The 21764-nt window shown below is 72.9% G+C and carries 25 protein-coding genes; 7 read left to right on the top strand and 18 right to left on the bottom strand.

Annotation, left to right across the window (positions count from 1 at the left end; all coding sequences use genetic code 11):
* The first annotated feature begins 11 nt into the window (after positions 1-11).
* Together ACZ501_RS29115 and ACZ501_RS29120 are read left to right on the top strand one after the other, a co-directional pair.
* Positions 12-269: a Scr1 family TA system antitoxin-like transcriptional regulator gene (locus ACZ501_RS29115; RefSeq protein WP_468799467.1), complete on the top strand. Its 258-nt coding sequence runs from the start codon at positions 12-14 to the stop codon at positions 267-269.
* On the top strand, positions 266-445 hold the full coding sequence (locus tag ACZ501_RS29120; protein WP_468799469.1) for a DUF397 domain-containing protein: 180 nt from the start codon (positions 266-268) through the stop codon (positions 443-445). The genes ACZ501_RS29115 and ACZ501_RS29120 overlap by 4 nt, the downstream gene beginning before the upstream one ends.
* Before the next feature lie 17 nt (positions 446-462).
* Here the strand turns inward: ACZ501_RS29120 and ACZ501_RS29125 are convergent, their stop codons facing one another.
* Positions 463-735, bottom strand: a complete 273-nt coding sequence (locus ACZ501_RS29125) for a DUF1876 domain-containing protein (RefSeq protein WP_361597031.1) — start codon at positions 733-735, stop codon at positions 463-465.
* 48 nt (positions 736-783) lie between these two features.
* Entirely contained in the window at positions 784-1560 is a 777-nt protein-coding gene (locus ACZ501_RS29130; protein ID WP_468799439.1) for a TetR/AcrR family transcriptional regulator, read from the bottom strand.
* Between the two features lie 98 nt (positions 1561-1658).
* Here ACZ501_RS29130 and ACZ501_RS29135 point away from each other — a divergent pair, with 98 nt between their 5' ends.
* Together ACZ501_RS29135 and ACZ501_RS29140 are read left to right on the top strand one after the other, a co-directional pair.
* Complete coding sequence (locus tag ACZ501_RS29135) at positions 1659-2585, top strand: ATP-binding cassette domain-containing protein (protein ID WP_361597025.1); 927 nt, start codon at positions 1659-1661, stop codon at positions 2583-2585.
* Positions 2582-3331: an ABC transporter permease gene (locus ACZ501_RS29140; RefSeq protein ID WP_361597022.1), complete on the top strand. Its 750-nt coding sequence runs from the start codon at positions 2582-2584 to the stop codon at positions 3329-3331. Before ACZ501_RS29135 ends, ACZ501_RS29140 begins: the two co-directional genes overlap by 4 nt.
* 104 nt (positions 3332-3435) lie before the next feature.
* Here the strand turns inward: ACZ501_RS29140 and ACZ501_RS29145 are convergent, their stop codons facing one another.
* From ACZ501_RS29145 to ACZ501_RS29180, 8 genes are all read right to left on the bottom strand, one after another.
* Entirely contained in the window at positions 3436-3708 is a 273-nt protein-coding gene (locus ACZ501_RS29145; protein ID WP_361597019.1) for a DUF1876 domain-containing protein, read from the bottom strand.
* Between the two features lie 103 nt (positions 3709-3811).
* Positions 3812-4813, bottom strand: a complete 1002-nt coding sequence (gene hemB, locus ACZ501_RS29150; protein WP_362455781.1) for a porphobilinogen synthase — start codon at positions 4811-4813, stop codon at positions 3812-3814.
* A gap of 76 nt (positions 4814-4889) precedes the next feature.
* The gene (locus ACZ501_RS29155; RefSeq protein WP_362455783.1) at positions 4890-5261 is read right to left on the bottom strand and encodes a hypothetical protein; all 372 of its coding nucleotides are present in this window, start codon (positions 5259-5261) and stop codon (positions 4890-4892) included.
* A 197-nt stretch (positions 5262-5458) separates the two neighbouring features.
* Positions 5459-7144, bottom strand: coding sequence for a bifunctional uroporphyrinogen-III C-methyltransferase/uroporphyrinogen-III synthase (locus ACZ501_RS29160; protein WP_468799441.1), 1686 nt, complete (start codon positions 7142-7144; stop codon positions 5459-5461).
* Entirely contained in the window at positions 7141-8109 is a 969-nt protein-coding gene (gene hemC, locus ACZ501_RS29165) for a hydroxymethylbilane synthase (protein WP_468799443.1), read from the bottom strand. The genes ACZ501_RS29160 and hemC overlap by 4 nt, the downstream gene beginning before the upstream one ends.
* Positions 8106-9914, bottom strand: a complete 1809-nt coding sequence (locus ACZ501_RS29170) for a glutamyl-tRNA reductase (protein WP_468799445.1) — start codon at positions 9912-9914, stop codon at positions 8106-8108. Before ACZ501_RS29170 ends, hemC begins: the two co-directional genes overlap by 4 nt.
* Entirely contained in the window at positions 9911-10741 is an 831-nt protein-coding gene (locus tag ACZ501_RS29175) for a redox-sensing transcriptional repressor Rex (protein WP_468799447.1), read from the bottom strand. Before ACZ501_RS29175 ends, ACZ501_RS29170 begins: the two co-directional genes overlap by 4 nt.
* Before the next feature lie 273 nt (positions 10742-11014).
* The gene (locus ACZ501_RS29180) at positions 11015-11293 is read right to left on the bottom strand and encodes a glutaredoxin family protein (RefSeq protein WP_361596998.1); all 279 of its coding nucleotides are present in this window, start codon (positions 11291-11293) and stop codon (positions 11015-11017) included.
* Between the two features lie 99 nt (positions 11294-11392).
* Between ACZ501_RS29180 and ACZ501_RS29185 the strand changes: the two genes are divergently transcribed.
* The 3 genes from ACZ501_RS29185 to ACZ501_RS29195 all read left to right on the top strand — a co-directional run bounded on the left by ACZ501_RS29185 (position 11393) and on the right by ACZ501_RS29195 (position 15013).
* Complete coding sequence (locus ACZ501_RS29185; protein WP_361596995.1) at positions 11393-12400, top strand: HAD family hydrolase; 1008 nt, start codon at positions 11393-11395, stop codon at positions 12398-12400.
* Between the two features lie 342 nt (positions 12401-12742).
* The gene (locus ACZ501_RS29190) at positions 12743-13555 is read left to right on the top strand and encodes an ECF subfamily RNA polymerase sigma factor, BldN family (RefSeq protein WP_361596992.1); all 813 of its coding nucleotides are present in this window, start codon (positions 12743-12745) and stop codon (positions 13553-13555) included.
* Between the two features lie 246 nt (positions 13556-13801).
* Positions 13802-15013, top strand: coding sequence for a DUF5667 domain-containing protein (locus ACZ501_RS29195; protein WP_361596989.1), 1212 nt, complete (start codon positions 13802-13804; stop codon positions 15011-15013).
* Positions 15014-15079: 66 nt separating this feature from the next.
* Here ACZ501_RS29195 and ACZ501_RS29200 read toward each other — a convergent pair whose 3' ends face one another.
* The 8 genes from ACZ501_RS29200 to ACZ501_RS29235 all read right to left on the bottom strand — a co-directional run bounded on the left by ACZ501_RS29200 (position 15080) and on the right by ACZ501_RS29235 (position 21602).
* A complete protein-coding gene (locus ACZ501_RS29200) occupies positions 15080-16060 on the bottom strand; it encodes a lysophospholipid acyltransferase family protein (RefSeq protein WP_361596986.1) in 981 nt (326 codons plus the stop codon).
* On the bottom strand, positions 16060-17109 hold the full coding sequence (locus tag ACZ501_RS29205; RefSeq protein ID WP_468799449.1) for an NAD-dependent epimerase/dehydratase family protein: 1050 nt from the start codon (positions 17107-17109) through the stop codon (positions 16060-16062). Before ACZ501_RS29205 ends, ACZ501_RS29200 begins: the two co-directional genes overlap by 1 nt.
* Positions 17110-17205: 96 nt before the next feature.
* Positions 17206-17304 carry a 30S ribosomal protein bS22 gene (locus tag ACZ501_RS29210; protein WP_003948845.1) on the bottom strand — a complete coding sequence of 33 codons (99 nt, stop codon included), beginning with the start codon at positions 17302-17304 and terminating at the stop codon, positions 17206-17208.
* A 163-nt stretch (positions 17305-17467) separates the two neighbouring features.
* Positions 17468-17677, bottom strand: coding sequence for a helix-turn-helix domain-containing protein (locus tag ACZ501_RS29215; RefSeq protein WP_162688852.1), 210 nt, complete (start codon positions 17675-17677; stop codon positions 17468-17470).
* Positions 17678-17792: 115 nt separating this feature from the next.
* Positions 17793-18623 carry a phosphatase gene (locus tag ACZ501_RS29220; RefSeq protein WP_468799451.1) on the bottom strand — a complete coding sequence of 277 codons (831 nt, stop codon included), beginning with the start codon at positions 18621-18623 and terminating at the stop codon, positions 17793-17795.
* Between the two features lie 91 nt (positions 18624-18714).
* On the bottom strand, positions 18715-19863 hold the full coding sequence (locus ACZ501_RS29225; protein WP_468799471.1) for an acetoin utilization protein AcuC: 1149 nt from the start codon (positions 19861-19863) through the stop codon (positions 18715-18717).
* A complete protein-coding gene (locus ACZ501_RS29230) occupies positions 19835-21058 on the bottom strand; it encodes an MFS transporter (protein ID WP_468799453.1) in 1224 nt (407 codons plus the stop codon). The genes ACZ501_RS29225 and ACZ501_RS29230 overlap by 29 nt, the downstream gene beginning before the upstream one ends.
* Positions 21059-21113: 55 nt before the next feature.
* Positions 21114-21602 carry an HAD-IA family hydrolase gene (locus ACZ501_RS29235; protein ID WP_468799455.1) on the bottom strand — a complete coding sequence of 163 codons (489 nt, stop codon included), beginning with the start codon at positions 21600-21602 and terminating at the stop codon, positions 21114-21116.
* Between the last annotated feature and the right edge of the window lie 162 nt (positions 21603-21764).

A 21764-nucleotide genomic window follows, 5' to 3' on the forward strand; every position in this document is an offset into this window, starting at 1 on the left:
GCTGGTCTGCATTGGACATCCCCCAGGTCACGGTCCAGGTACTTCCGCTCGGCCAGACGCACCATCCGGCGCTCTCCGGTTCGTTCACCATGCTGGAAACGTCCGAACACGAGCGCCTTGGCTACTTCGAAGGCCAGCGGGGCAGCCGGCTCGTCACCGACCCGGACGACGTCAGCATCCTGACCCAGCGATATGCGATGCTGCGAACCCAGGCCCTCAACCCCCGGGAGACGGGTGGCCTGTTGGACCGCTTGCCAGGAGAGCTATGAGCACGGAACTGACGTGGTTCAAGTCGAGCTACAGCAGCAGCGAAGGCGACACGTGCGTCGAGGTCGCCACCACCCCCGCCACCGTGCACGTCCGGGACTCCAAGGTCGCCGACGGGCCCGTCCTGGACCTCGCCCCCGCGAGCTGGGCGGCGCTGACCGGCTGGGTCGGCCGGTAGGTGCCGCCCAGGCGGGGTCAGCGCGTGATCGGGTACGACGTGCGGCCCGACGCCCCGTCGATCTCGTCGTGCGCCTTCGTGAGCAACTGCTCCTTCAGATCGTTGAGCGCGCGCGCCGCCGCGAGCTCCTCACCCACCCTCGGCTGATTGCCGTCACTGGGGTGGCGGCTGGCGTAGCCGTGTGAGCGCAGCTCGCTCCCGTCCGGCAGGCGGACGAGGGCGGCGGCGCGGGTGCGTTCGTCGTCCTCCTCGAACCGCACGTCGACGTGCCATCCGACGGCATCCTTCATGGCGATCACCTCCGTGGCCGCTGGATTCCAGGGTGCACCCGGCGGCGGCTACGCGCTCGGCGGAGCGGTCCGGTCCGCGATCAGGCGGGCCAGGCCGTCGAGGATCCGGTCCAGGCCGAAGCGGAACTGGAAGTCGGGCTCGCCGGAGCCGGTGAAGGCGTCGGATTCCAGCAGCCGGGTCAGCGCGGGGTGGCTGTCCGGGCCCGTCAGCAGGCGCAGGGTGGTCACGTACCGGCCCAGCACCTGGTCCGGGGGGACGCCTCCCTTGATGATGGCGTCCATCATGTCGGCGGCCATGGTGGCTTCGTTGCGGACGAGGCCTCCGATGAGGATGACCGCCGAGAGCTTCTCGCCCTCCTCCAGCGCCGTGCCGGCCATCGAGGCGAGGCCGCGTTCCATCCAGGCCAGCTGGTTCGGCGAGGCCGGCGGGGCGGTGAGCGGGATCCGCAGGATCCACGGCTTCGTCATGAGCAGGGTGCGCTGCGCGTACGCCCAGTCGGTCAGCAGCTCCCGCCAGCCCCACTGCTCCGCTTCGGCCGGGAGCGGCGGCGGGGTGCCGACGCCCGCCTCGGACATCAGGATGTACAGCTCTTCCTTCGCCGTGACGTAGCGGTAGAGGGACATGGTGGAGACGCCGAGTTCCTTGGCCACGCGGCCCATGGAGACGGCGTCCATGCCCTCGCCGGCGGCCAGGGCGACGGCCGCGTCGACGATCTTCGGCAGGGTGAGGGTGGGGCGCGGGCCCTTGCCGGGGCGTTCACGCAGGCCCCAGGCCATCTGCAGGCTCGCCGGGAGGCCGGTGTCGTCCGCCGGGTCCTTGTCCATCGCCGCCCCTCCCTCCTCCGTCGTTGACCCACATCCTAGTTCTGTGTATTACTTACACAGAAGCGCGTAACCCATACGCAGAAGGGACCGTGTTGCCGATGACCACGCACGACCACGCCCTGTACGCCCACGCACTGACCAAGTCCTACGGCGGCACCCGCGTCCTCGACGGCCTCGACCTGGCCGTCCCCCGCGGCTCCGTCCTGGCCCTGCTCGGCCCCAACGGCGCGGGCAAGACCACCACCGTCCGGATCCTCGCCACCCTCACCCGGCCCGACTCCGGGACCGCCCGCGTGGCCGGGCACGACATCGCGGGCGCCCGGGCCCTCGTACGCGAACGCATCGCCCTCACCGGGCAGTTCGCGGCCCTGGACGACCTCCAGACCGGCGCCGAGACGCTGTGCATGACGGGCAGGCTCACCGGGCTGTCCGCCCGCGACGCCCGCACCCGCGCCGGTGAACTGCTGGAGCGCTTCGGCCTGTCCGAGGTCGCCGGCCGGCTCACCCGCACCTACTCGGGCGGGATGCGGCGGCGCCTGGACCTCGCCGCGAGCCTCGTCGGCAGGCCCGAGGTGCTCTTCCTGGACGAACCCACCACCGGACTCGACCCGCGCAGCCGCGCCGAACTGTGGGACGTCGTACGGGAGATGCGCGCCGACGGCACCACCGTCCTGCTCACCACCCAGTACCTGGAGGAGGCGGACCGGCTCGCGGACCGGGTCAGCGTCCTCGACGCGGGCCGGACCGTCGCCGAGGGCACCCCGGCCGAGCTGAAGGCCCGCGTCGCCCGGCACCGCCTCGACCTCACTCTGGCCAGCCGCGACGCCTACGAAGCGCTCGCCGCCCGCGCCGTGCACCACGCCCCCGACGAGCTGACGCTGGGCCTGGCCACAGACGGCTCCGCCGCCCACGTGCGAGCCCTGCTCGACGAACTCGACCCCGACCGCACCGCCGTCGACCGCTTCACGCTCCGCAGCGCCACCCTCGACGACGTGTTCCTCGCCCTGACGGGAGCCGCCCGATGACCGCCACCGCCGCCCTGACCATGACCGGACGGAGCCTGCGCATCAGCCGGCGCAGCCCGGACGCGCTGATCGCCGCCCTGATGCTGCCGGTCATGCTGATGCTGATCTTCGTCTACTTCTTCGGCGGCGCCATCGACACCGGGACGGCGTACGTGACGTACGTGGTCCCCGGCGCCATGCTGCTGTGCGCGGGCTTCGGCGCGGCGAGCACCGCCGTGAGCGTGGCCGCCGACCTGCAGAACGGCGTCATCGACCGCTTCCGCTCCCTGGACGTCGGCGGCCTGCCCGTCCTGGCCGGGCACGTCGCGGCCTCGGTCGTGCGCAACCTGCTCTCCACCACTCTGGTGCTGGCCGTCGCGCTCGCCATCGGCTTCCGGCCCTCGGGCGGGCCGCTCGCGCTGCTCGCCGCCGCCGGACTGCTCGTCGCGTACATCACGGCGATCTCCTGGCTGGCGGCCGCCCTCGGGCTGCTGGCCCGCACCCCGGAGGCGGCGGGCGGCTTCACCTTCCTGATGATGTTCCTGCCGTACCCCTCCAGCGCCTTCGTCCCGATCGCGACGATGCCGACCTGGCTGCACGGCTTCGCCGGGCACCAGCCGCTGACCCCGGTCATCGAATCGCTGCGCGCCCTGCTCCTGGACCAGCCCGTCGGGACCACCCCGTGGACGGCCCTCGCCTGGTGCGCGGGCATCACCGCCCTGGCCCTGGCCCTCGCCACGGCCCTGTTCCGCCACCGCACCCGCTGACCGCCCGCCCGGCCGGCCGGCCCGCCGAAGGCCCGCGCCGGGGCCCGGGCGGGCCCTTCGGCGCAGCGGCGGTCAGCCGGCCAGCGGGTCAGCGGGTCAGCGGGTCAACCGTTCAACGGATAGGAGTGCTTGCCCGACGCCTCGTCGATCTCCGCGTGCGCCTTCTGCAGCAGCTGGGACGCGAGATCCATGAGCGCACGCGCGCCCGCGATCTCCTCCCCGACCCGCAGCTGCTCCGGGTCGGAAGGGTGGCGCATGGCGTAGCCGCGCGCCTTCATCTCGGAGCCGTCGGCGAGCCTGACCAGCGCGGCCGCGCTGGTGCGGTGGCCCTCCTCGGAGAACTCCAGCTCCACGTGCCATCCGGCGAGCGTGGGCATGGCGGATCACCTCCACAGTCGGCCTACCCCTCCAGGGTGCGCCCGCCCCACCGCGACCGCTCCCGCACGGCCCTGGGGAGCGGGTCGCAGCGGCCGGGGCGGCCTACCGCTCCGCGCGCAGCCAGCCCGCGACCTCGGTCGCCCAGTACGTCAGGATCGTGTCCGCGCCCGCCCGCTTGATGCCGAGCAGCGTCTCCAGGATCGCCCGGTCCCGCTCGATCCAGCCCTTCTCCGCGGCCGCCTCGACCATCGCGTACTCGCCGCTGATCTGGTAGGCCGCCACCGGCACGTCCACGGCCTGCGCGACGCGGTGCAGGACGTCCAGGTAGGGGCCCGCCGGCTTCACCATGACCATGTCCGCGCCCTCCTCCAGGTCCAGCGCCAGCTCCCGCAGCGACTCGCGCGCGTTGGCCGGGTCCTGCTGGTAGGTCTTGCGGTCGCCCTGGAGGGAGGAGGCGACGGCCTCGCGGAAGGGCCCGTAGAAGGCGGAGGAGTACTTCGCCGTGTAGGCGAGGACCGCCACGTCCTCGTGGCCCGTCTCGTCCAGCGCGTCGCGGATGACGCCGACCTGGCCGTCCATCATCCCGCTGGGGCCCACCACGTGGACGCCCGCGTCGGCCTGGACCTGCGCCATCTCCGCGTACCGCTCCAGCGTCGCGTCGTTGTCGACCCGGCCGTGCTCGTCGAGGACCCCGCAGTGGCCGTGGTCGGTGTACTCGTCCAGGCACAGGTCCGACATGATCACCAGGTCGTCGCCGACCTCCGCCTTCACGTCCCGGATCGCGAGCTGGAGGATGCCGTCCGGCTCGGTGCCCGCCGTGCCCAGCGCGTCCTTGTTCTCGTCCGCCGGAACACCGAAGAGCATGATGCCCGAGACCCCCGCCTCGACCGCCTCGACGGCGGCCTTGCGCAGCGTGTCCCGGGTGTGCTGCACGACGCCGGGCATCGCCGAGATCGCCAGCGGCTCGCTGATGCCCTCGCGGACGAACGCCGGGAGGATCAGGTCCGAGGGGTGCAGCCGGTACTCCGCGACCATCCGCCGCATCGCCGGGGTGGTGCGCAGCCGGCGGGGCCGCGAGCCGGGGAAGGATCCGTACGCGCTCATGTTCTAGTCGCCTCTTCGAGCCTCGACAGCAGTCGCCCCAAGCGTAGGCCCGCCCCCCACCTCCCCCCGCCACCCCCTAGGGCCAGTCGATCAGCGCCGTGAAGACGACGGTGCCCAGCAGGACCGCTCCGGGCGCGGCGAGGGCGAGCAGGACGCGGCGGGCGGCGTTGCGGCGCTCCCACGGCAGGATCCAGCACGCCGCCAGCAGGAGGAGCGCCACCACCAGCGCACCCAGGAACACGGGCCAGGCGGTCTCGAAACCGGCGTCGAAGGCGGCCGCGGCCTCGCCGTCGCAGGAGTCGCAGGCCATCGGCGACATCCCGGCGTAGAACAGCGCGAGGAGCGCCATCGGCAGCGTCAGCAGCGTGGAGAGCAGCGGCGCCAGGAAGGCCCGCCGGTCGCGGGCGGCTGCGGCGGGGGCGTCGTGGGCGACGGGGTTCTCGGTCATGGGCCCCACTGAACCGCGCCCCGGGCCGCGCCGGAATCCGTGCCGCTACTCAACCCGCCACCCGCACCGGCCTGAGTACCCGCGCGTCCGGACGCCGCGTACGCCCGCCCCGTACGCCCGCCCCGGCACGCCGAAGGCACCGGTACGCCGAAGGGGCCCGGGGCGTACATAGCCCCCGGGCCCCTCCGCCCCTCACTTCACGTCGCCCGGCGCCGCCGTGCGCCCGGACGGCGCTCGCTCGGCCTGGACACCGTCTCGCCGGCCTCCTTGGCCGCCGCCCGGCGCGCCTCCCCGTACGCGGCCAGCGCCTCCGCCAGCTTGCTGACGCTCGGCTCCGGCGACAGCACGTCCACGCGCAGCCCGTGCTCCTCCGCCGTCTTGGCCGTCGCCGGCCCGATACAGGCGATCACGGTCACGTTGTGCGGCTTGCCCGCGATGCCGACCAGGTTCCGCACGGTGCTCGAGGAGGTGAACAGCACCGCGTCGAAACCGCCGCCCTTGATCGCCTCACGGGTGTCCGCCGGCGGCGGCGAGGCCCGCACCGTCCGGTAGGCCGTGACGTCGTCGACCTCCCAGCCCAGCTCGATCAGACCGGCCACCAGCGTCTCCGTCGCGATGTCGGCACGCGGCAGGAAGACGCGGTCGATCGGGTCGAAGACCGGGTCGTACGGCGGCCAGTCCTCCAGCAGCCCGGCCGCCGACTGCTCACCGCTCGGCACCAGGTCCGGCTTCACGCCGAACTCCACCAGCGCGGCCGCCGTCTGCTCGCCCACCGCGGCCACCTTGATGCCCGCGAAGGCCCGCGCGTCGAGCCCGTACTCCTCGAACTTCTCGCGCACCGCCTTGACGGCGTTCACCGACGTGAAGGCGATCCACTCGTAGCGGCCCGTCACCAGGCCCTTCACCGCCCGCTCCATCTGCTGCGGGGTACGCGGCGGCTCCACGGCGATGGTCGGCACCTCGTGCGGCACCGCGCCGTACGAACGCAGCTGGTCGGAGAGCGAAGCGGCCTGCTCCTTCGTCCGCGGGACGAGCACCCGCCAGCCGAACAGCGGCTTCGACTCGAACCAGGCCAGCTCCTCGCGCCGCGCCGCGGCACCCTGCTCCCCGACCACGGCTATGACCGGCCGCGAGCCCTCGGGGGAGGGGAGCACCTTGCCCTGCTTGAACACCTGGGCGATCGTGCCCAGGGTCGCGCTCCAGGTCCGCTGGCGGGTCGTCGTACCGCCCACGGTCACCGTGAGCGGCGTCTCCGGCTTGCGTCCGGCCGACACCAGCTCGGCGGCCGCGCCGGCGACGGTCTCCAGCGTCGCGGACACCACGACGCCGCAGTCGCTCGTGCCGACCTCGCTCCAGCACCGCGCCGAGGCGTGCCGCGCGTCCACGAACCGCACGTCCGCGCCCTGCTCGCCGCGCAGCGGAACACCCGCGTACGCGGGCACGCCGACGGCGGTCGCCACGCCGGGCACCACCTCGAAGGGGATGCCGGCGTGCGCGCAGGCCAGCATCTCCTCGGCCGCGTTGCCCTCGAGTCCGGGGTCGCCGGTCACCGCACGGACGACCCGCCTGCCGGAGCGCGCGGCCTCCATGACAAGATTGGCGACGTCCGCGGCGGTCGACGGAGTACGGATCGCCGGGACCCCGGCGGCGGCTGACACCTCGTCAGCCACCGTCAGCTGCGGCGTGTCGACACCCGAGCGCGCGTGGGTCCGTACGACCTCGAGCACGTCGGGTTCCGCGATCAGCACGTCCGCGGCGGCGAGCGCCTCCACGGCGCGCAGCGTCAGCAGACCCGGGTCGCCCGGGCCGGCACCGAGGAAGGTGACGAGCCCGGGGGCGGCGACGCCCGCGAAGGGGGAGGTGGTGGGGCTTGAGGGGTTCAACGGGATCGCTCCCCCATCAGACCGGCCGCGCCCTTGGCCAGCATCTCGTCCGCGAGTTCGCGGCCGAGCGCCATGGCCTCGTCGTACGACTGGGGCACGGGACCGGTGGTGGACAGCTGCACCAGCGTCGAACCGTCGAGGGTTCCGACGACACCACGCAGGCGCATTTCATTGACAATCCGCCCGTCGGCCAGAAGGTCGGCGAGCGCGCCCACGGGTGCGCTGCACCCGGCCTCCAGGGCGGCGAGGAGCGCACGCTCCGCGGTCACGGCGGCCCGCGTGTGCGGGTCGTCGAGCCGGCCGAGCGCGGAGATGAGCTCCGCGTCGGAGGCGAGGCACTCCACGGCCAGGGCACCCTGGCCGGGCGCGGGCAGCACGTTGTCGACCGACAGCAGGTCGGTCGCCTCGTCGGCGCGCCCGATCCGGTTCAGCCCGGCCGCGGCCAGCACGACCGCGTCGAGCTCGCCGGCGCGGACGAAACCGATGCGGGTGTCGACGTTGCCGCGGATGGCGACGGTCTCGATGGACTTGCCGAGGCTGCGGGCGTACGCGTTCAGCTGCGCCATGCGGCGCGGCGAACCGGTACCGACGCGGGCGCCGTCGGGCAGCTGCTCGAAGGTCAGGCCGTCGCGGGCGACCAGCGCGTCGCGCGGGTCCTCGCGCTCGGGCATGGCCGCGATGACCAGCTCGTCGGGCTGCGCGGTCGGCAGGTCCTTCAGCGAGTGCACGGCGAAGTCGACCTCGCCGCGGACCAGCGCGTCTCGCAGGGCCGTGACGAACACGCCGGTGCCGCCGATCTGCGCGAGGTTCTCGCGGGAGACGTCACCGTAGGTCGTGATCTCCACGAGCTCGACGGGCCGGCCGGTGATCGCCCGTACCGCCTCGGCGACGTGCCCGGACTGGGACATGGCCAGCTTGCTGCGCCGCGTGCCGAGCCTGAGGGGCTGGTCGGGACGTGTGTTCATGATGCCCGTCCTGGGTCGTCGTTCTTCGGATCGGCCGCGTCCGCCCGGCTGACGGATGCCACCGTCTGAGGGTCGAGGTCGAAGAGTTCGCGCAGCGCCTCGGCGTACCCGGCGCCGCCGGGCTCGCTCGCGAGCTGCTTGACGCGCACGGTCGGCGCGTGGAGGAGCTTGTCGACGACGCGGCGCACGGTCTGGGTGACCTCCGCGCGCTGCCGTTCGTCGAGGTCCGGTACCCGCCCGTCGAGCCGTGCCACCTCCATGGCGACGACCTCGGCGGCCATCGCCCGCAGGGCGACGACGGTGGGCGTGATGTGCGCGGCCCGCTGCGCGGCGCCGAACGCGGCCACCTCGCCGGCGACGATGCCGCGCACGGCGTCGACGTCGGCGGCCATGGGCGCGTCGGCGGACGCCTCGGCGAGGCTCTCGATGTCGACGAGGCGCACCCCGGGGATGCGGTGCACGGCGGCGTCGATGTCCCGGGGCATGGCCAGGTCCAGCAGCGCCAGCCGTACGGGGACGGCCCCGTCGGCCTGGCTCCGGGCCGCCCGGCGGGGCTGCCGCTGCGCGGCGGCCTCTCCCTGATCGGCCCAGGCCCCGTGCAGTTCGAGCGACCCGGCGTCGACCCCGGCGAGCGCGGAGCGCCCGTCACCGGCGAGCGCGACCGGCGCGTCCGGCCCGACGGGACACCCGTCGCCCTCGACGGCGGCGGGCGCGGTGATGGTCCGCACGGCCCCGGCGTCGGCGATCCGCCGCCCGGCCTCCGCGAGGGCGGCGAGCCGCGCGACGACCTCGGCGTCGACGCCGCCGACGGCCGCCTGCGGCACGTCGGCGAAGGCCCCGCCCGTGCCGGCGGCCGGGGCCCCGGTACGCGCCGCGGCGAAGCCGTCGGCCACACCCTGCGCGGAGGCCCGGGGCGCGGCCCCGGTTCCGGGGAGGGGCGGGGTGGGGGAGAGCCCCGCAGGGTCCATCCCACCGGCAAGGGCGTCGGCGACGTCGTCCCCGGTCAGCACCAGCCCGGTGGCCCCGGTGCACGACACGACCACGTCGACCCGGCCCAGCTCACCGGCGACAGCCGCCATCGGCACGGCCCGCGCAGCGACACCAGTGCCCGAGGCAACCAAAATCTCCGCAAGACGCTCCGCCCGCTCCGCGGTCCGGTTCGCCACCACGACCTCGGCGACACCCACCCGCGCCAGCGTGGCCGCCGCCAGCGAGGACATCGACCCGGCGCCGATGACCAGCGCCCGCTTCCCGGCGGCCCACTCCTCCACCGGCAGGTGCACGGCGAGCTGCTCCAGCCCGAACGTCACCAGCGACTGCCCGGCCCGGTCGATCCCGGTCTCCGAGTGCGCCCGCTTGCCGACCCGCAGCGCCTGCTGGAAGAGGTCGTTGATCAGCCGGCCCGCGGTGTGGAGCTCCTGCCCCAGCGCGAGCGCGTCCTTGATCTGGCCGAGGATCTGGCCCTCGCCGACGACCATCGAGTCCAGCCCGCACGCCACCGAGAACAGGTGGTGCACCGCCCGGTCCTCGTAGTGCACGTAGAGGTACGGGGTGAGTTCCTCCAGCGCGACCCCGCTGTGCTGGGCGAGCAGCGTCGACAGCTCGGCGACGCCGGCGTGGAACTTGTCCACGTCCGCGTACAGCTCGATGCGGTTGCAGGTGGCGAGCACCGCGGCCTCCGCCGCCGGCTCCGCCGCCAGGGTGTCGTGCAGCAGCTTGGCCTTGGCGTCGGCGGACAGCGAGGCCCGCTCCAGCACGCTCACCGGCGCGCTGCGGTGGCTGAGGCCTACGACGAGCAGACTCATGCCGGCATCACCGCCGGCACGTCGCCCTCGGGGCCGCCCTTGCGCGCGGCCGCGGCGGCCCGCCCGGCCGGCGGCTCGACGGCGGCGGCCGGAGCCGCGCCCGTCCCGCCCGCGGCGGCGGTCTCCGCACCGGACCCGGCGTCCGCGTCCACGCCGCCGGCGCCCTCGCCGGCCTTGCGCTGCTCGTGGAACGCCAGGATCTGGAGCTCGATGGACAGGTCGACCTTGCGCACGTCCACGCCGTCCGGCACGGACAGCACGGTCGGCGCGAAGTTCAGGATGGAGGTGACACCGGCGGCGATGAGCCGCTCGCTGACCTGCTGGGCCGCGCCGGCGGGCGTGGCGATGACGCCGATGGAGACGCCGTTCTCCTCGATGATCTTCTCGAGGTCGTCGGTGTGCTGCACCGGGATGCCCGCCACCGGCTTGCCGGCCATGGCCGGGTCGGCGTCGATCAGCGCGGCCACGCGGAAGCCGCGCGAGGCGAAGCCGCCGTAGTTGGCGAGGGCTGCGCCCAGGTTGCCGATGCCGACGATGACGACCGGCCAGTCCTGGGTCAGGCCGAGCTCGCGGGAGATCTGGTAGACGAGGTACTCGACGTCGTAGCCGACGCCGCGCGTCCCGTAGGAGCCGAGGTAGGAGAAGTCCTTGCGCAGCTTCGCGGAGTTCACTCCGGCGGCGGCCGCGAGCTCCTCGGAGGACACCGTGGGCACCGATCGCTCGGAGAGCGCGGTGAGGGCGCGCAAGTACAGCGGAAGCCGGGCGACAGTGGCCTCGGGAATACCTCGGCTGCGGGTCGCCGGTCGGTGAGTTCGGCCAGTTGCCACGATGCTCCTGCGGGATGAGCGGGGCTGCAGGCGGCCTCGTGTCCCAGGACCGCCCCGTCGAATGCAGGCTATGTCTTTGTGAACGCGTGCACAAAGATTGTGTCCGGTTTGTCCGAGCAAAGTGACCGGGGTCACGCGGGCTGGGCAGATGACACCCGGGCCGCGAACGGGCCGAACCCGTTCAAATCCCGAGGGGGGCAAAACGGTACACACTCCTCATCGATACGCCCCCGAGTCCCCACAAATCGCCCACGATGGTAGCGGGCGAACCGGTCAGGCTCCCAATGCCCGCCGCAACCGGTCGGGGTTCACCCTCCAGAAGGTGTGCTGTTCGCCGTCCACCAACACCACCGGGATCTGCTCCCAGTGCAGCCGGTAGAGCTCCTCGTCCTGCGAGATGTCCTTCTTCTCCCACTGTGCGCCCGTCTCGGCGCAGACCTTCTCGATCACCTCCTGGGCGTCATCGCACAGATGGCACCCCGGCTTCCCGATGAGCGTCACCATCCGCTCCTCGGGACGCTTCTTTTCCTTACGGCGCAGCAGAGGACTCATGCCGTCATTGTCCCGCGCCGGGCCGGGGCGCCCGAAGAGTTAACCGCTCCGTTTCCCGGCGGTTCGGGAACTCCCGAACACAATGGCTATGCTCGCGTCATGGCCGCTCTGGGATGGCTCACCCCCCGTAGGCGCTCCGCGACGGCGCGGAGCGTGCTGGCAGGCGAGGCCTCGGCCGAGGCCGCCCGCAAGACCGCGCAGGCCGGTGCGCCACAGGCCCCCGGCACGGAAGACGTGCCGGAAAGCGGCCCGGGGGCCGCTCCCGGGACCGCCGCCGAAGCCGTGCCCGGGACGGCCGCACCGGAGGCCGCCGAGCCGCAGTTCCCGGTTCCGGGCGACGCCCTCGCCGCCGCCTTCTTCGACCTCGACAACACCGTCATGCAGGGCGCCGCGATCTTCCACTTCGGCCGCGGCCTCTACAAGCGCGAGTTCTTCCGCCGCCGCGAACTGGCCCGCTTCGCCTGGCAGCAGGCGTGGTTCCGGCTGGCCGGCGTCGAGGACCCCGAGCACATGCAGGACGCGCGCGACAGCGCCCTGTCCATCGTCAAGGGCCACAAGGTCTCCGAACTCATGGCCATCGGCGAGGAGATCTACGACGAGTACATGGCGGAGCGGATCTGGCCGGGCACCCGCGCCCTGGCCCAGGCCCACCTCGACGCCGGCCAGAAGGTGTGGCTGGTCACCGCCGCCCCCGTCGAGACGGCCACGATCATCGCCCGCCGCCTCGGCCTGACCGGCGCCCTGGGCACCGTCGCCGAGTCCGTGGACGGGATCTACACCGGGCGCCTGGTGGGAGAGCCGCTGCACGGCCCCGCCAAGGCGGAGGCGGTGCGCGCGCTCGCCGCCGCCGAGGGATTCGACCTCGAACGCTGCGCGGCGTACAGCGATTCGCACAACGACATCCCGATGCTGTCACTCGTCGGGCATCCGTACGCGATCAATCCCGACACAAAACTGCGCAAGCATGCCCGCGCCCACGACTGGCGGCTGCGCGACTATCGGACCGGCCGCAAGGCCGTGAAGGTCGGCGTCCCGGCCGCCGCCGGAGTCGGCGCGATCGCGGGCGGCGCGGCCGCCGCGGTCGCCCTCCACCGGCGCCGCAAGTAGCAACGCCGGGCCCCGGCCCCGCCACGGGCCGCCCGCCGGTCATTCGCTCCCCTCTACCCGCGCCGTCGGCGCGGCACTCCGGCCTGCCCTACTCGGTCGCGAGCCACCGTGGAAGCGTCCATTCCGCGCACCCAAGCGATCAGGAATCGATCACCAACCAGGTCTGAATATGCCCTGGACACGCAACAGAAATGTCGGAACCGGTGATTTAGGCAACTGGGTGTAGCGCTGCCTGTACGAAGCGTTATTCTCCTCAAACGCATGCCACCGCCCATCTGTCGCCACGAGACGGGTGAACGGTCCCGCACTGCACGTGATGGAAGCTCTGCCTCTGGGAGTCCCGTGTACCCACCTGTCGGGGTTGACGCCTCGGGCCTGGCTACGCTGCGCGCGACGGTCCTCGACCACCTGCGCGGCTTCGTCCCCACCGCGTACGCCGTCCCCGCCCTCGCCGCCGCGGTCCCTGCCGGCCTCGGCCCGGCCGGCCCCTGCTACGCCCTGACGGACGGCGGGGCGACCGTGGGCAGACGCGCTCGCTCGGGCTCCGGCCCGGCCGCCGCCGGCGGGACGAGCGCGCCCGCCGCCCGCCGCCCCACGGCGGACAGCGACCAGGCCCGCATGATGGACCTGGTCGAACGCGCCCAGGCCGGCGAGGCCGAGGCCTTCGGCCGCCTCTACGACCAGTACAGCGACACGGTGTACCGCTACATCTACTACCGCGTCGGCGGCAAGGCGACCGCGGAGGACCTCACCAGTGAGACCTTCCTGCGCGCGCTGCGCCGCATCTCCACCTTCACCTGGCAGGGCCGCGACTTCGGCGCCTGGCTGGTGACCATCGCGCGGAACCTGGTGGCGGACCACTTCAAGTCCAGCCGCTTCCGCCTGGAGGTCACCACCGGCGAGATGCTCGACGCCAACGAGGTGGAGCGCAGCCCCGAGGACTCCGTCCTGGAGTCCCTCTCCAACGCGGCGCTGCTCGAAGCCGTCCGGAAACTCAACCCCCAGCAGCAGGAGTGCGTCACCTTGCGCTTCCTCCAGGGCCTCTCGGTCGCCGAGACGGCCCGGGTGATGGGCAAGAACGAAGGCGCCATCAAGACGCTCCAGTACCGGGCGGTCCGCACCCTCGCCCGCCTGCTGCCCGACGACGCCCGCTGACCCCCTCCCGCTGACCCCCTCCCGCTCACGACACGACCTCACACCCGGTGACCCCTCGATGACGCTGTGGTCCGATCATCCTTCGTCCGTAACCCAAGTGCCGCGCCGCTCGTTGTGCGGAATGCAGGCTCCCTTTGGACACGCCCTGCCCGAAGCCGCTCACCCGAAAGTGTGGATGTGCTCAAGGAAGGCAACCTTCCGGACACCTTGGGGAGTCGATCGTCATGACGAGAGGAGGTGCCGCCAGTGATCGCGAACGTGACTCCGCACCGGCGGGCGAACGCCTTCGCCCAGGCCCTGGAGGATCGGACCCCGTCCGGTCCTTCGGATCCGGATCCGGCGGCCGAGCAGTCCGAGGCACCTGCCGAATCCGCCGACCACGACCGGTTGTTGGCCCTGGCGAGCGTGCTCGGCGAAATGCCGCGCCCGGTGCTGGACCCCGAGGTCAAAGTGGTGCAACGAGCGCAGCTCGTCGCCGCCATGGAGGCCATGGTGATGGAGGAGAGGGCCGGAGGCGGTGCCGCCGCGGACCCTCTGGTGCCCGAACAGCGGACCGGCCGCGGCGCCCACCGGGCGACCTCGCTCCGGAAATTGCGGCCCCGCTCCCGCTGGTCCAAGGGCATCGCAGCGGGGGGCCTCACCGTGGGTGTGGCCGCCGGGGCCTTCAGCGGAGTGGCCGCTGCCAGCACCGACGCCCTGCCCGGTGATCCCCTCTACCCGGTCAAGCTGGGCATGGAGGACCTGAAGCTGGGCCTGGCCGACGAGGGCGCGGACCGGGGCGAGGTCTACCTCGACCGGGCTTCGAACCGGCTGTCGGAAGCCCGCCGGCTGATGGAACGCGGCCGCTCGGGCCCCCTGGACCACGAGGTCCTCGGGGAGATCCGGCGGGCGCTGGCAGGGATGCAGCACGACGCGGCCGAAGGCCACCGGCTGCTGCAGGCCGCCTACAAGCGGGACGGCTCGCTCGGCCCGATCCAGGCGCTGTCCTCGTTCTCCAACTCCCACCGCGACGCGTGGGGCCGGCTCCGGTCCAACCTGCCGCCGCAGCTCACGGACGTGGGGGACCAGGTGAGTTCGGTCTTCCAGGCCATAGACGACGAGGTGGCGCCGCTCCAGGGCATGCTGCCCAAGGCCCCGGAGCAGCACCGCGGCGGTCCGGGCGGCGGCCCGGCCAAGCCGAGCAGCCCGGCGCCGGGCAAGCAGCAGCCCGCACCGGCACCGGACGCCGCCAGCTCGGCGGCGCCTCCGGCCGCGCCCAGCCCGTCCGGCAGCAATGCCCCGGCGCCCGGCAGCGGCCTCCTGGGCGGCACGGGCAACCTGCTGAACCCGCCGGCGCCCGGCCAGTCCACACCCCCGCCCGCGGCTCCCCCGGCGCAACCCCAGCCGGACATCACCCTGCCGCCCCTCCTCCCGGGTCTCCTCCCGGGCCTGGGCATCCAGGCGGAGGACGCGGAGTAGCAGGAGAAACGCCGGTGGGGCTGGCCGCAACCAGCCCCACCGGCGTCACCCGCGCCCGGCCCGCCGTCAGAAGAAGACCGACCTCCGCTGCACCAACAGCTTGTACAGGGTGTGCTGGATCTGTTCCCGCACCTGGTCCGTCAGGTTGAACATCAGCATCGGGTCCTCCGCCGCCTCCGGCGCGTACCCGTCCGTCGGGATCGGCTCACCGAACTGGATCGTCCACTTCGTCGGCAACGGCACCGCCCCCAACGGCCCCAGCCACGGGAACGTCGGCGTCACCGGGAAGTACGGCACCCCCAGCAAGCGCGCCAGCGTTTTCGCGTTGCCGATCATCGGGTAGATCTCCTCCGCCCCGACGATCGAACACGGCACGATCGGCGTGCCCGCCCTCAGCGCCGTCGAGACGAACCCGCCCCGCCCGAACCGCTGGAGCTTGTACCGCTCACCGAACGGCTTCCCTATCCCCTTGAAGCCCTCCGGCATCACCCCCACCAGCTCCCCGGCCTCCAGCAGCCGCTGCGCGTCCTCCGCACAGGCCAGCGTGTGGCCGGCCTTGCGCGCGAGCTCGTTCACCACCGGCAGCATGAACACCAGGTCCGCCGCCAGCAGCCGCAGGTGCCGCTCCGCCGGGTGGTGGTCGTGCACCGCCACCTGGAGCATCAGCCCGTCCAGCGGGAGCGTCCCCGAGTGGTTCGCCACGATCAGCGCGCCGCCGTCCTTCGGGATGTTCTCGACGCCCTTGACCTCGACGCGGAAGTACTTGTCGAACAGCGGCCGCATCATGGACATCAGGACCTGGTCCGTCAGCTCCTTGTCGTAGCCGAACTCGTCGACCTCGTACTCCCCGGTGATCCGCCGCCGCAGGAACGCCAGACCGCCCGCGATCCGCCGGTCCCAGCCGCCGTCACCGCCGCGCCGCGCGGGCGCCTGGGCGACCGGCTCCACCGGCTCCGGCGGTTCCGGAACCGCCCGCACCGTCCGGGGGGCACCGGCCCGGCGGCGCGGCCGGTCCTCGTCGAACGGGATGACCTTGGCGTCGGCCACTATCGCTCCACTCCCTCGTCAACGTTCAACAGCTCCGCTACCCGCCCGACGGCCCGGTCCACCCGCTCGGGGGGCAACAACCCGCTCCCCCGGCTCCGCGCGAAGTCCGCGAAGGCCCCGGCGGTCGTGTATACCGGCCGGAACCCCAGCGTCTCCCGCATCTGCGTCGTCTCCACGACCCGCCCGTGCGTCAGCAGCCGGATCTGCTCCGGCGAGAAGTCCGTCGCCCCCACCGCCCGCAACGCCTGCCCCACCCACGTCACCGCGGGCAGCAGCAGCGGCAGCGTCGGCCGCCCCAGCCGCCGCGCGCACTGCGACAGCAGCAGCACCCCGTCACCGGCGATGTTGAAGGTCCCGCTGTTCAGCGTCCCCCGCCGCGGCTCCCCCGCGGCCAGCCGCAGCACGTCCACCACGTCGTCCTCGTGCACGAACTGCAGCCTCGGGTCGTAGCCCAGCACCGTCGGCATCACCGGCATCGAGAAGTACTCCGCCAGCGCGGAATCCGCGAACGGCCCCAGGATGTTCGCGAAGCGCAGCACGCACACCGCCACGTCCGGCCGCCGGCGCGCGAAGCCCCGTACGTAGCCCTCGACCTCGGCGGCGTCCTTCGCGAAACCGCCCGCCGGCAACGACTTCGGCTGCGTGGTCTCCGTGAAGACGGCCGGGTCCCGCGCCGTGCCCCCGTACACGCTGGTGCTCGACTTCACCACGAGCCGCCGTACCGTCGGGGACTTCTGGCAGGCTCCCAGGAGCTGCATCGTCCCGATGACGTTGGTCTCCTTGACGGTGCTGCGCCCGCCCGGCGCCCCCACGGCGCCACCGGTGACCGCCAGATGGACCACCGTGTCCACGGCGTGCTCCGCGAGCACCCGGGCGATGGCCGACTGTCTGATGTCCGTCCGCACGAACTCGGCCACACCGAGCCGGTGCGGCGGGCTCACCGCGTCGACCGCGATGACCCGTTCCACCTCGGGGTCGCGCTGGATGCGGCGCACGAAGCGGCCCCCCAGCTGCCGGGCAGCCCCGGTGACGAGCACGACCTTCCCCACGAGCTCAGCGCCTCCCTCGAAGAAGTACCCCCGGCTGCACCGCAGCCCCCCCACCAGGATGGTGGAGGGGCTGCGGAGAACACGTACAGCTGCCGTTTACTTCTTGTTACGGCGCTGGACGCGGGTGCGCTTGAGCAGCTTGCGGTGCTTCTTCTTAGCCATCCGCTTGCGCCGCTTCTTGATAACAGAGCCCACGACTACCCTCGCTCACTTCTCGGAACATCCCCGCGCCAGCGGGGATCGGTGCGGGGCGTCTGGGCCCACACGACCTACGTCGGCCTAGCCTACCCGCCCAAGCTCTGAGCTTGTAATCCGAGCCCTCCGAGATGTGGCCGAGCCCCCTCGGAAGGGGAGAGTCTCAGGCCGACTCCACCCCCACGAAGGACTCCCTGAGGTACTCGTGAACCGCGTTCTCGGGGACCCGGAAGGACCGGCCCACCCGGATCGCGGGCAGATGACCGTTGTGCACCAGCCGGTACACGGTCATCTTCGACACTCGCATCACCGAGGCGACCTCCGCCACGGTCAGGAACTGAACCTCACTGAGAGGCCTCTCGCCAGCAGCCATGACACCCACCTGACCTTCCGCGCATGACGGGCACCGGCTTCCCCTCCGGTTACTCCTCGTCGTCGCACGCTCACTCCCCAGAGTAGGGGCGGGTGATACGAGTGGGGAAGAGGAGCTACGGCCACTCCTGACGCCCCGCCAGCCCGGCGCGGTGCAACACGTGCCGGAGGAGTGGGCCGTAGTAGTCCGAGCGCACCCCGTCATCAAGCGGAACGGCCACCGCCACCCGCCCCTCGGCCTCCCCGACGAACAGCGCCGGATCATCCGTATCGCCCAGCCCGATGGCCTCCACACCCAGCTGACCTGCACCGCAGACCCACCCGTGGTCCCCGACCACCAGGTCCGGCAGCGGCCCGCCGGCCTCCGCGAGCGCCCCCAGGACGATCCGAACCGGCAGCGGCGAATGGGAGTGTGCGCCGGTGGCACTCGCCGCCCCCCGCGCGCCGTGCTCCCGCACCAGCGCGACACCCCGTACGTAATCGATGCGGTGCGGACGTACGCCGAACCGGGTCGCCATGTCGACACCCACCCCCTGCGCCGGGGTGAGGACAACACATCCCGCCGCCGACAACGCCTGAGCCAAAGCGGCGTAGAAGCCCAGGAGCCGGTGCGGGTGCCCCGTCCCGAGCAGCACGGGCGACCGGGCATCCGCCGCAACCGCCAGCCGCCCCGCGAAGGCCTCCAGCGCCGCCACCGTCCGCTCCGGGTCGATCACGTCCGGGCCGCTGACGTGCGCCGGATCCGCCGAGACCCCGCACCTGGCCGCCATCAGCCCCAGCAGCTCACCCACATCCCAGCGCCGCTCCGGCTCCAGCCCCAGCAGCACCCGGGGATCCCGCGCCGCGAACAGCCGGTAACTGCGTAAGCTCTCCTCCCGCGTCGTGGCGACGGGCCCGGCCAACCGGGCGGCCAGCAGATGCGCACGCAACGCGCCGGTGCTCAACACCCTCCGATGCTGCCGCACCGCACCTGCCGGCTCATCAATTACGCCGATTCCCCCCACAGTTGGCGTAACCGTGCCACGGGCCGGCCCCGCGTCACACCAGCATCCCGCGCAGCGGGAACACCGCCCGGCGCGTCGCCAGAACGGCCTGATCCGTACGGTCCGCCGGATCGTAGCCCGCGTCCCAGTCCCGCCACCGCGGCGTCCGGCCGTCCGTCATCCGGGCCGGCCCCGGCTGCCGCGTCCGCGCGTACACCTCGTCCAGCCAGGACCGCGGCACCGGTGACAGCGGATCCACCGGCCGGTGCGCCGCGATCCCCACCAGATGCGTCCACGACCGGGGTACGACGTCCACCACCGCGTACCCGCCGCCGCCCAGCGCGAGCCAGCGCCCGCCCGCGTACTCGTGCGCCAGCGCGTGACAGGCCTCCTGCACAGCCCGCTGCGCGTCCAGCGACACCGCCAGGTGCGCGAGGGGGTCCTCGAAGTGCGTGTCGGCCCCGTGCTGCGTCACCAGCACCTGCGGCCGGAAGTCCGCCAGCAGTTCCGGCACCGTCGCGTGGAAGGCCCGCAGCCACCCCTCGTCCCCGGTCCCGGCCGGCAGCGCCACGTTCACCGCGCTGCCCCCGGCCGCCTCGCCGCCCGTCTCCTCCGGCCAGCCCGTCTGCGGGAACAGCGTCCGCGGATGCTCGTGCAGCGAGACCGTCAGCACCCGGGGGTCGTTCCAGAACGCCGCCTGCACCCCGTCCCCGTGGTGCACGTCCACGTCCACGTACGCGACCCGCTCGGCGCCCAGCTCCAGCAGCCGCGCCACCGCCAGCGCCGCGTCGTTGTACACGCAGAACCCCGCCGCCCCGCCCGGCATGGCGTGGTGCAGACCGCCCGCGAAGTTCACCGCGTGCCCCGCCTCACCCCGCCACAGCGCCTCCGCCGCCGCCACCGACTGCCCGGCGATCAGCGCGGAGGCCTCGTGCATCCCGCGGAACGCCGGATCGTCGACGGTCCCCAGCCCGTACGAGCCGTCCGCCGCGCCGGGATCCGCCGACACCTCCCGCACCGCGGCGACGTAGTCCTCCCGGTGGACCAGCCTCAGCGTCGAATCCCCGGCCGCGGGAGCCGCCCGCACCTCCACCTCCCGGTCCAGCCCGAAGGCACGCACCAGGCCCATGGTCAGCGCCAGGCGCACCGGGTCCATCGGATGGCTCGGCCCGAAGTCATACCCCGTTACCGCCTCGTCCCACATCAACAGCCCGGTCACCGGCTCGCCGCTCATGCCCGACACCGTATCGGGCCCGGTCCGTGCCGAACGAAGGGGCGTAGAACAACGTCACCAGCACCAGCACCATCGGCACCACCATCGCGCCCCGGTAGTTCCACGCCTCCCCGATCCCGCCCACGAGCGGCGAACCGATCAGGAACCCCACGTAGTTGAAGATGTTCAACCGCGCCACCGCCGTGTCGGAGGCGCCGGGGAACAGCCGCCCCGCGGCGGCGAAGGTCTGCGGCACGATCACGCACAACCCGACGCCCAGCAGCGTGAACCCGAGCATCCCCACCCAGGCCCCCGGCGCCACCGCCACCACCGCGAACCCGCCGGCCGCCACCACCGTCCCGGCCCGCACCACGGCCACCGGCCCGAACCTCCGCACCCCCAGGTCCCCGACCGCCCGCCCGGCCAGCGTCGTCACCATGTACACGTTGTAGGGCACCGTCGCGAGCTGCTCGGAGCTGCCCAGCACGTCCTGCAGGTACTTGGCACTCCAGTTCGCCACCGTCGAATCCCCGATGTACGCGCAGGCCATCACCAGGCACAGCGGCAACAACAGCTTCCCGCCACCCGCGGGCCACCCCTGCCCCGCCTCCCGGGGCCCGGCCTCGACGTCCACGTAGTGCCGGCTCGCCAGCAACGCCGCCGGCAGCACCACCGCCACGGCCGGCAGGTACCCCGCGAACAACGACAGGTGCCAGTGCGCCCCCGCCCACGCTGCCGAAGCCCCCAGGATCCCGCCCAGGCTGTACGCGGCGTGGAAGCCCAGCATGATGGAGCGCCCGTACGCCCGCTGGAGGTTCACCCCGAGCATGTTCATCGAGGCGTCCAGCGCACCCACCGCCAGCCCGAACACCCCCAGCGCCACCGCCACGTGCCACATCCGGCTGCCGGCCCCCACCCCGAGCAGGGCCAGCAGGACGACGGGCTGCGCCCACCGCAGCACCGCACTGGGCGCGACCCGCTTCACCAGGTGCTCGGTGGCGACGCTCGAGACCCCGGCGAGGACCGGCACGGCGGCGAGGAAGGCGGGCAGCAGCCCGTCGGATATCCCGTACCGGTCCTGAATGGCCGGGATCCGCGTCACCAGCAGGGCGAAGGCCACCCCTTGCGCGAAGAAGCTGAATCCGAGCGCCCCGCGCCCACGGCGAAGCCGTACGTCAACCGTCATGGCGGCACAGCGTAGGCGCCGCCACTACCGGTGGGTAGAGCGATCACACAACCGATCAGCCGCCCAGCCCCAGCAGGGCGGACAGCTCCTTCATCTCCCCGAAGCAGGCCGTGGCGCCGGCGAGCTGCTCGGCGGGGACCAGGGAGGTGAAACCGAGTACGGCCATCCCCGCGGCCCGTGCGGCCTGCACCCCGAGCGGGCCGGCGTCGACCACCACGCACCGCTCGGGGGCGACGCCCATCATGTCGGCGGCGTGCAGGAAGAGGTCCGGCGCCGGCTTGCCCTGACCGACGTCCTCCGCACTGAAGATCCACTCCTCCTCGAACCACTCGCCCATCCCGGACGCGCCGTGCTCGGCCCGGATCTGCTCGCGGCTTGAGGAGGAGGTGACGCAGTAGGGAAGTCCGAGCGCGGACAGCTCTCCCAGCACCTCGGTCACCCCGGGCACGGGCCGCAGTTCGCGCCCGGGCGGGGTGGTAGTGGCGAGCGGCTCGCTGTCCACGAGGACGCCGTCGTTGTCGAAGATGACCAGCTCGTAGCCCATCGGCCCACCATACGAGCAGTCAGCGCAGGTTGACGGGAACCGCGTGCCGGTAAACGGCTGAACGCGCCCGGAACGCAGAAAAGCCCCGCACCAGAAGGTGCGGGGCTTTCCCACAATGATTGTTCGGCGGCGTCCTACTCTCCCACAGGGTCCCCCCTGCAG

Source organism: Streptomyces sp. NPDC034085 (assembly GCF_055575555.1).

Coding starts and splice junctions, on each gene's coding strand:
- ACZ501_RS29120 (WP_468799469.1), top strand. CDS start 266: ATGAGCACGGAACTGACGTGGTTCAAGTCGAGCTACAGCAGCAGCGAA.
- ACZ501_RS29125 (WP_361597031.1), bottom strand. CDS start 735: ATGAAGGATGCCGTCGGATGGCACGTCGACGTGCGGTTCGAGGAGGAC.
- ACZ501_RS29130 (WP_468799439.1), bottom strand. CDS start 1,560: ATGGACAAGGACCCGGCGGACGACACCGGCCTCCCGGCGAGCCTGCAG.
- ACZ501_RS29135 (WP_361597025.1), top strand. CDS start 1,659: ATGACCACGCACGACCACGCCCTGTACGCCCACGCACTGACCAAGTCC.
- ACZ501_RS29140 (WP_361597022.1), top strand. CDS start 2,582: ATGACCGCCACCGCCGCCCTGACCATGACCGGACGGAGCCTGCGCATC.
- ACZ501_RS29145 (WP_361597019.1), bottom strand. CDS start 3,708: ATGCCCACGCTCGCCGGATGGCACGTGGAGCTGGAGTTCTCCGAGGAG.
- hemB (WP_362455781.1), bottom strand. CDS start 4,813: ATGAGCGCGTACGGATCCTTCCCCGGCTCGCGGCCCCGCCGGCTGCGC.
- ACZ501_RS29155 (WP_362455783.1), bottom strand. CDS start 5,261: ATGACCGAGAACCCCGTCGCCCACGACGCCCCCGCCGCAGCCGCCCGC.
- hemC (WP_468799443.1), bottom strand. CDS start 8,109: ATGAACACACGTCCCGACCAGCCCCTCAGGCTCGGCACGCGGCGCAGC.
- ACZ501_RS29170 (WP_468799445.1), bottom strand. CDS start 9,914: ATGAGTCTGCTCGTCGTAGGCCTCAGCCACCGCAGCGCGCCGGTGAGC.
- ACZ501_RS29180 (WP_361596998.1), bottom strand. CDS start 11,293: ATGAGTCCTCTGCTGCGCCGTAAGGAAAAGAAGCGTCCCGAGGAGCGG.
- ACZ501_RS29185 (WP_361596995.1), top strand. CDS start 11,393: ATGGCCGCTCTGGGATGGCTCACCCCCCGTAGGCGCTCCGCGACGGCG.
- ACZ501_RS29215 (WP_162688852.1), bottom strand. CDS start 17,677: ATGGCTGCTGGCGAGAGGCCTCTCAGTGAGGTTCAGTTCCTGACCGTG.
- ACZ501_RS29225 (WP_468799471.1), bottom strand. CDS start 19,863: ATGTGGGACGAGGCGGTAACGGGGTATGACTTCGGGCCGAGCCATCCG.
- ACZ501_RS29230 (WP_468799453.1), bottom strand. CDS start 21,058: ATGACGGTTGACGTACGGCTTCGCCGTGGGCGCGGGGCGCTCGGATTC.
- ACZ501_RS29235 (WP_468799455.1), bottom strand. CDS start 21,602: ATGGGCTACGAGCTGGTCATCTTCGACAACGACGGCGTCCTCGTGGAC.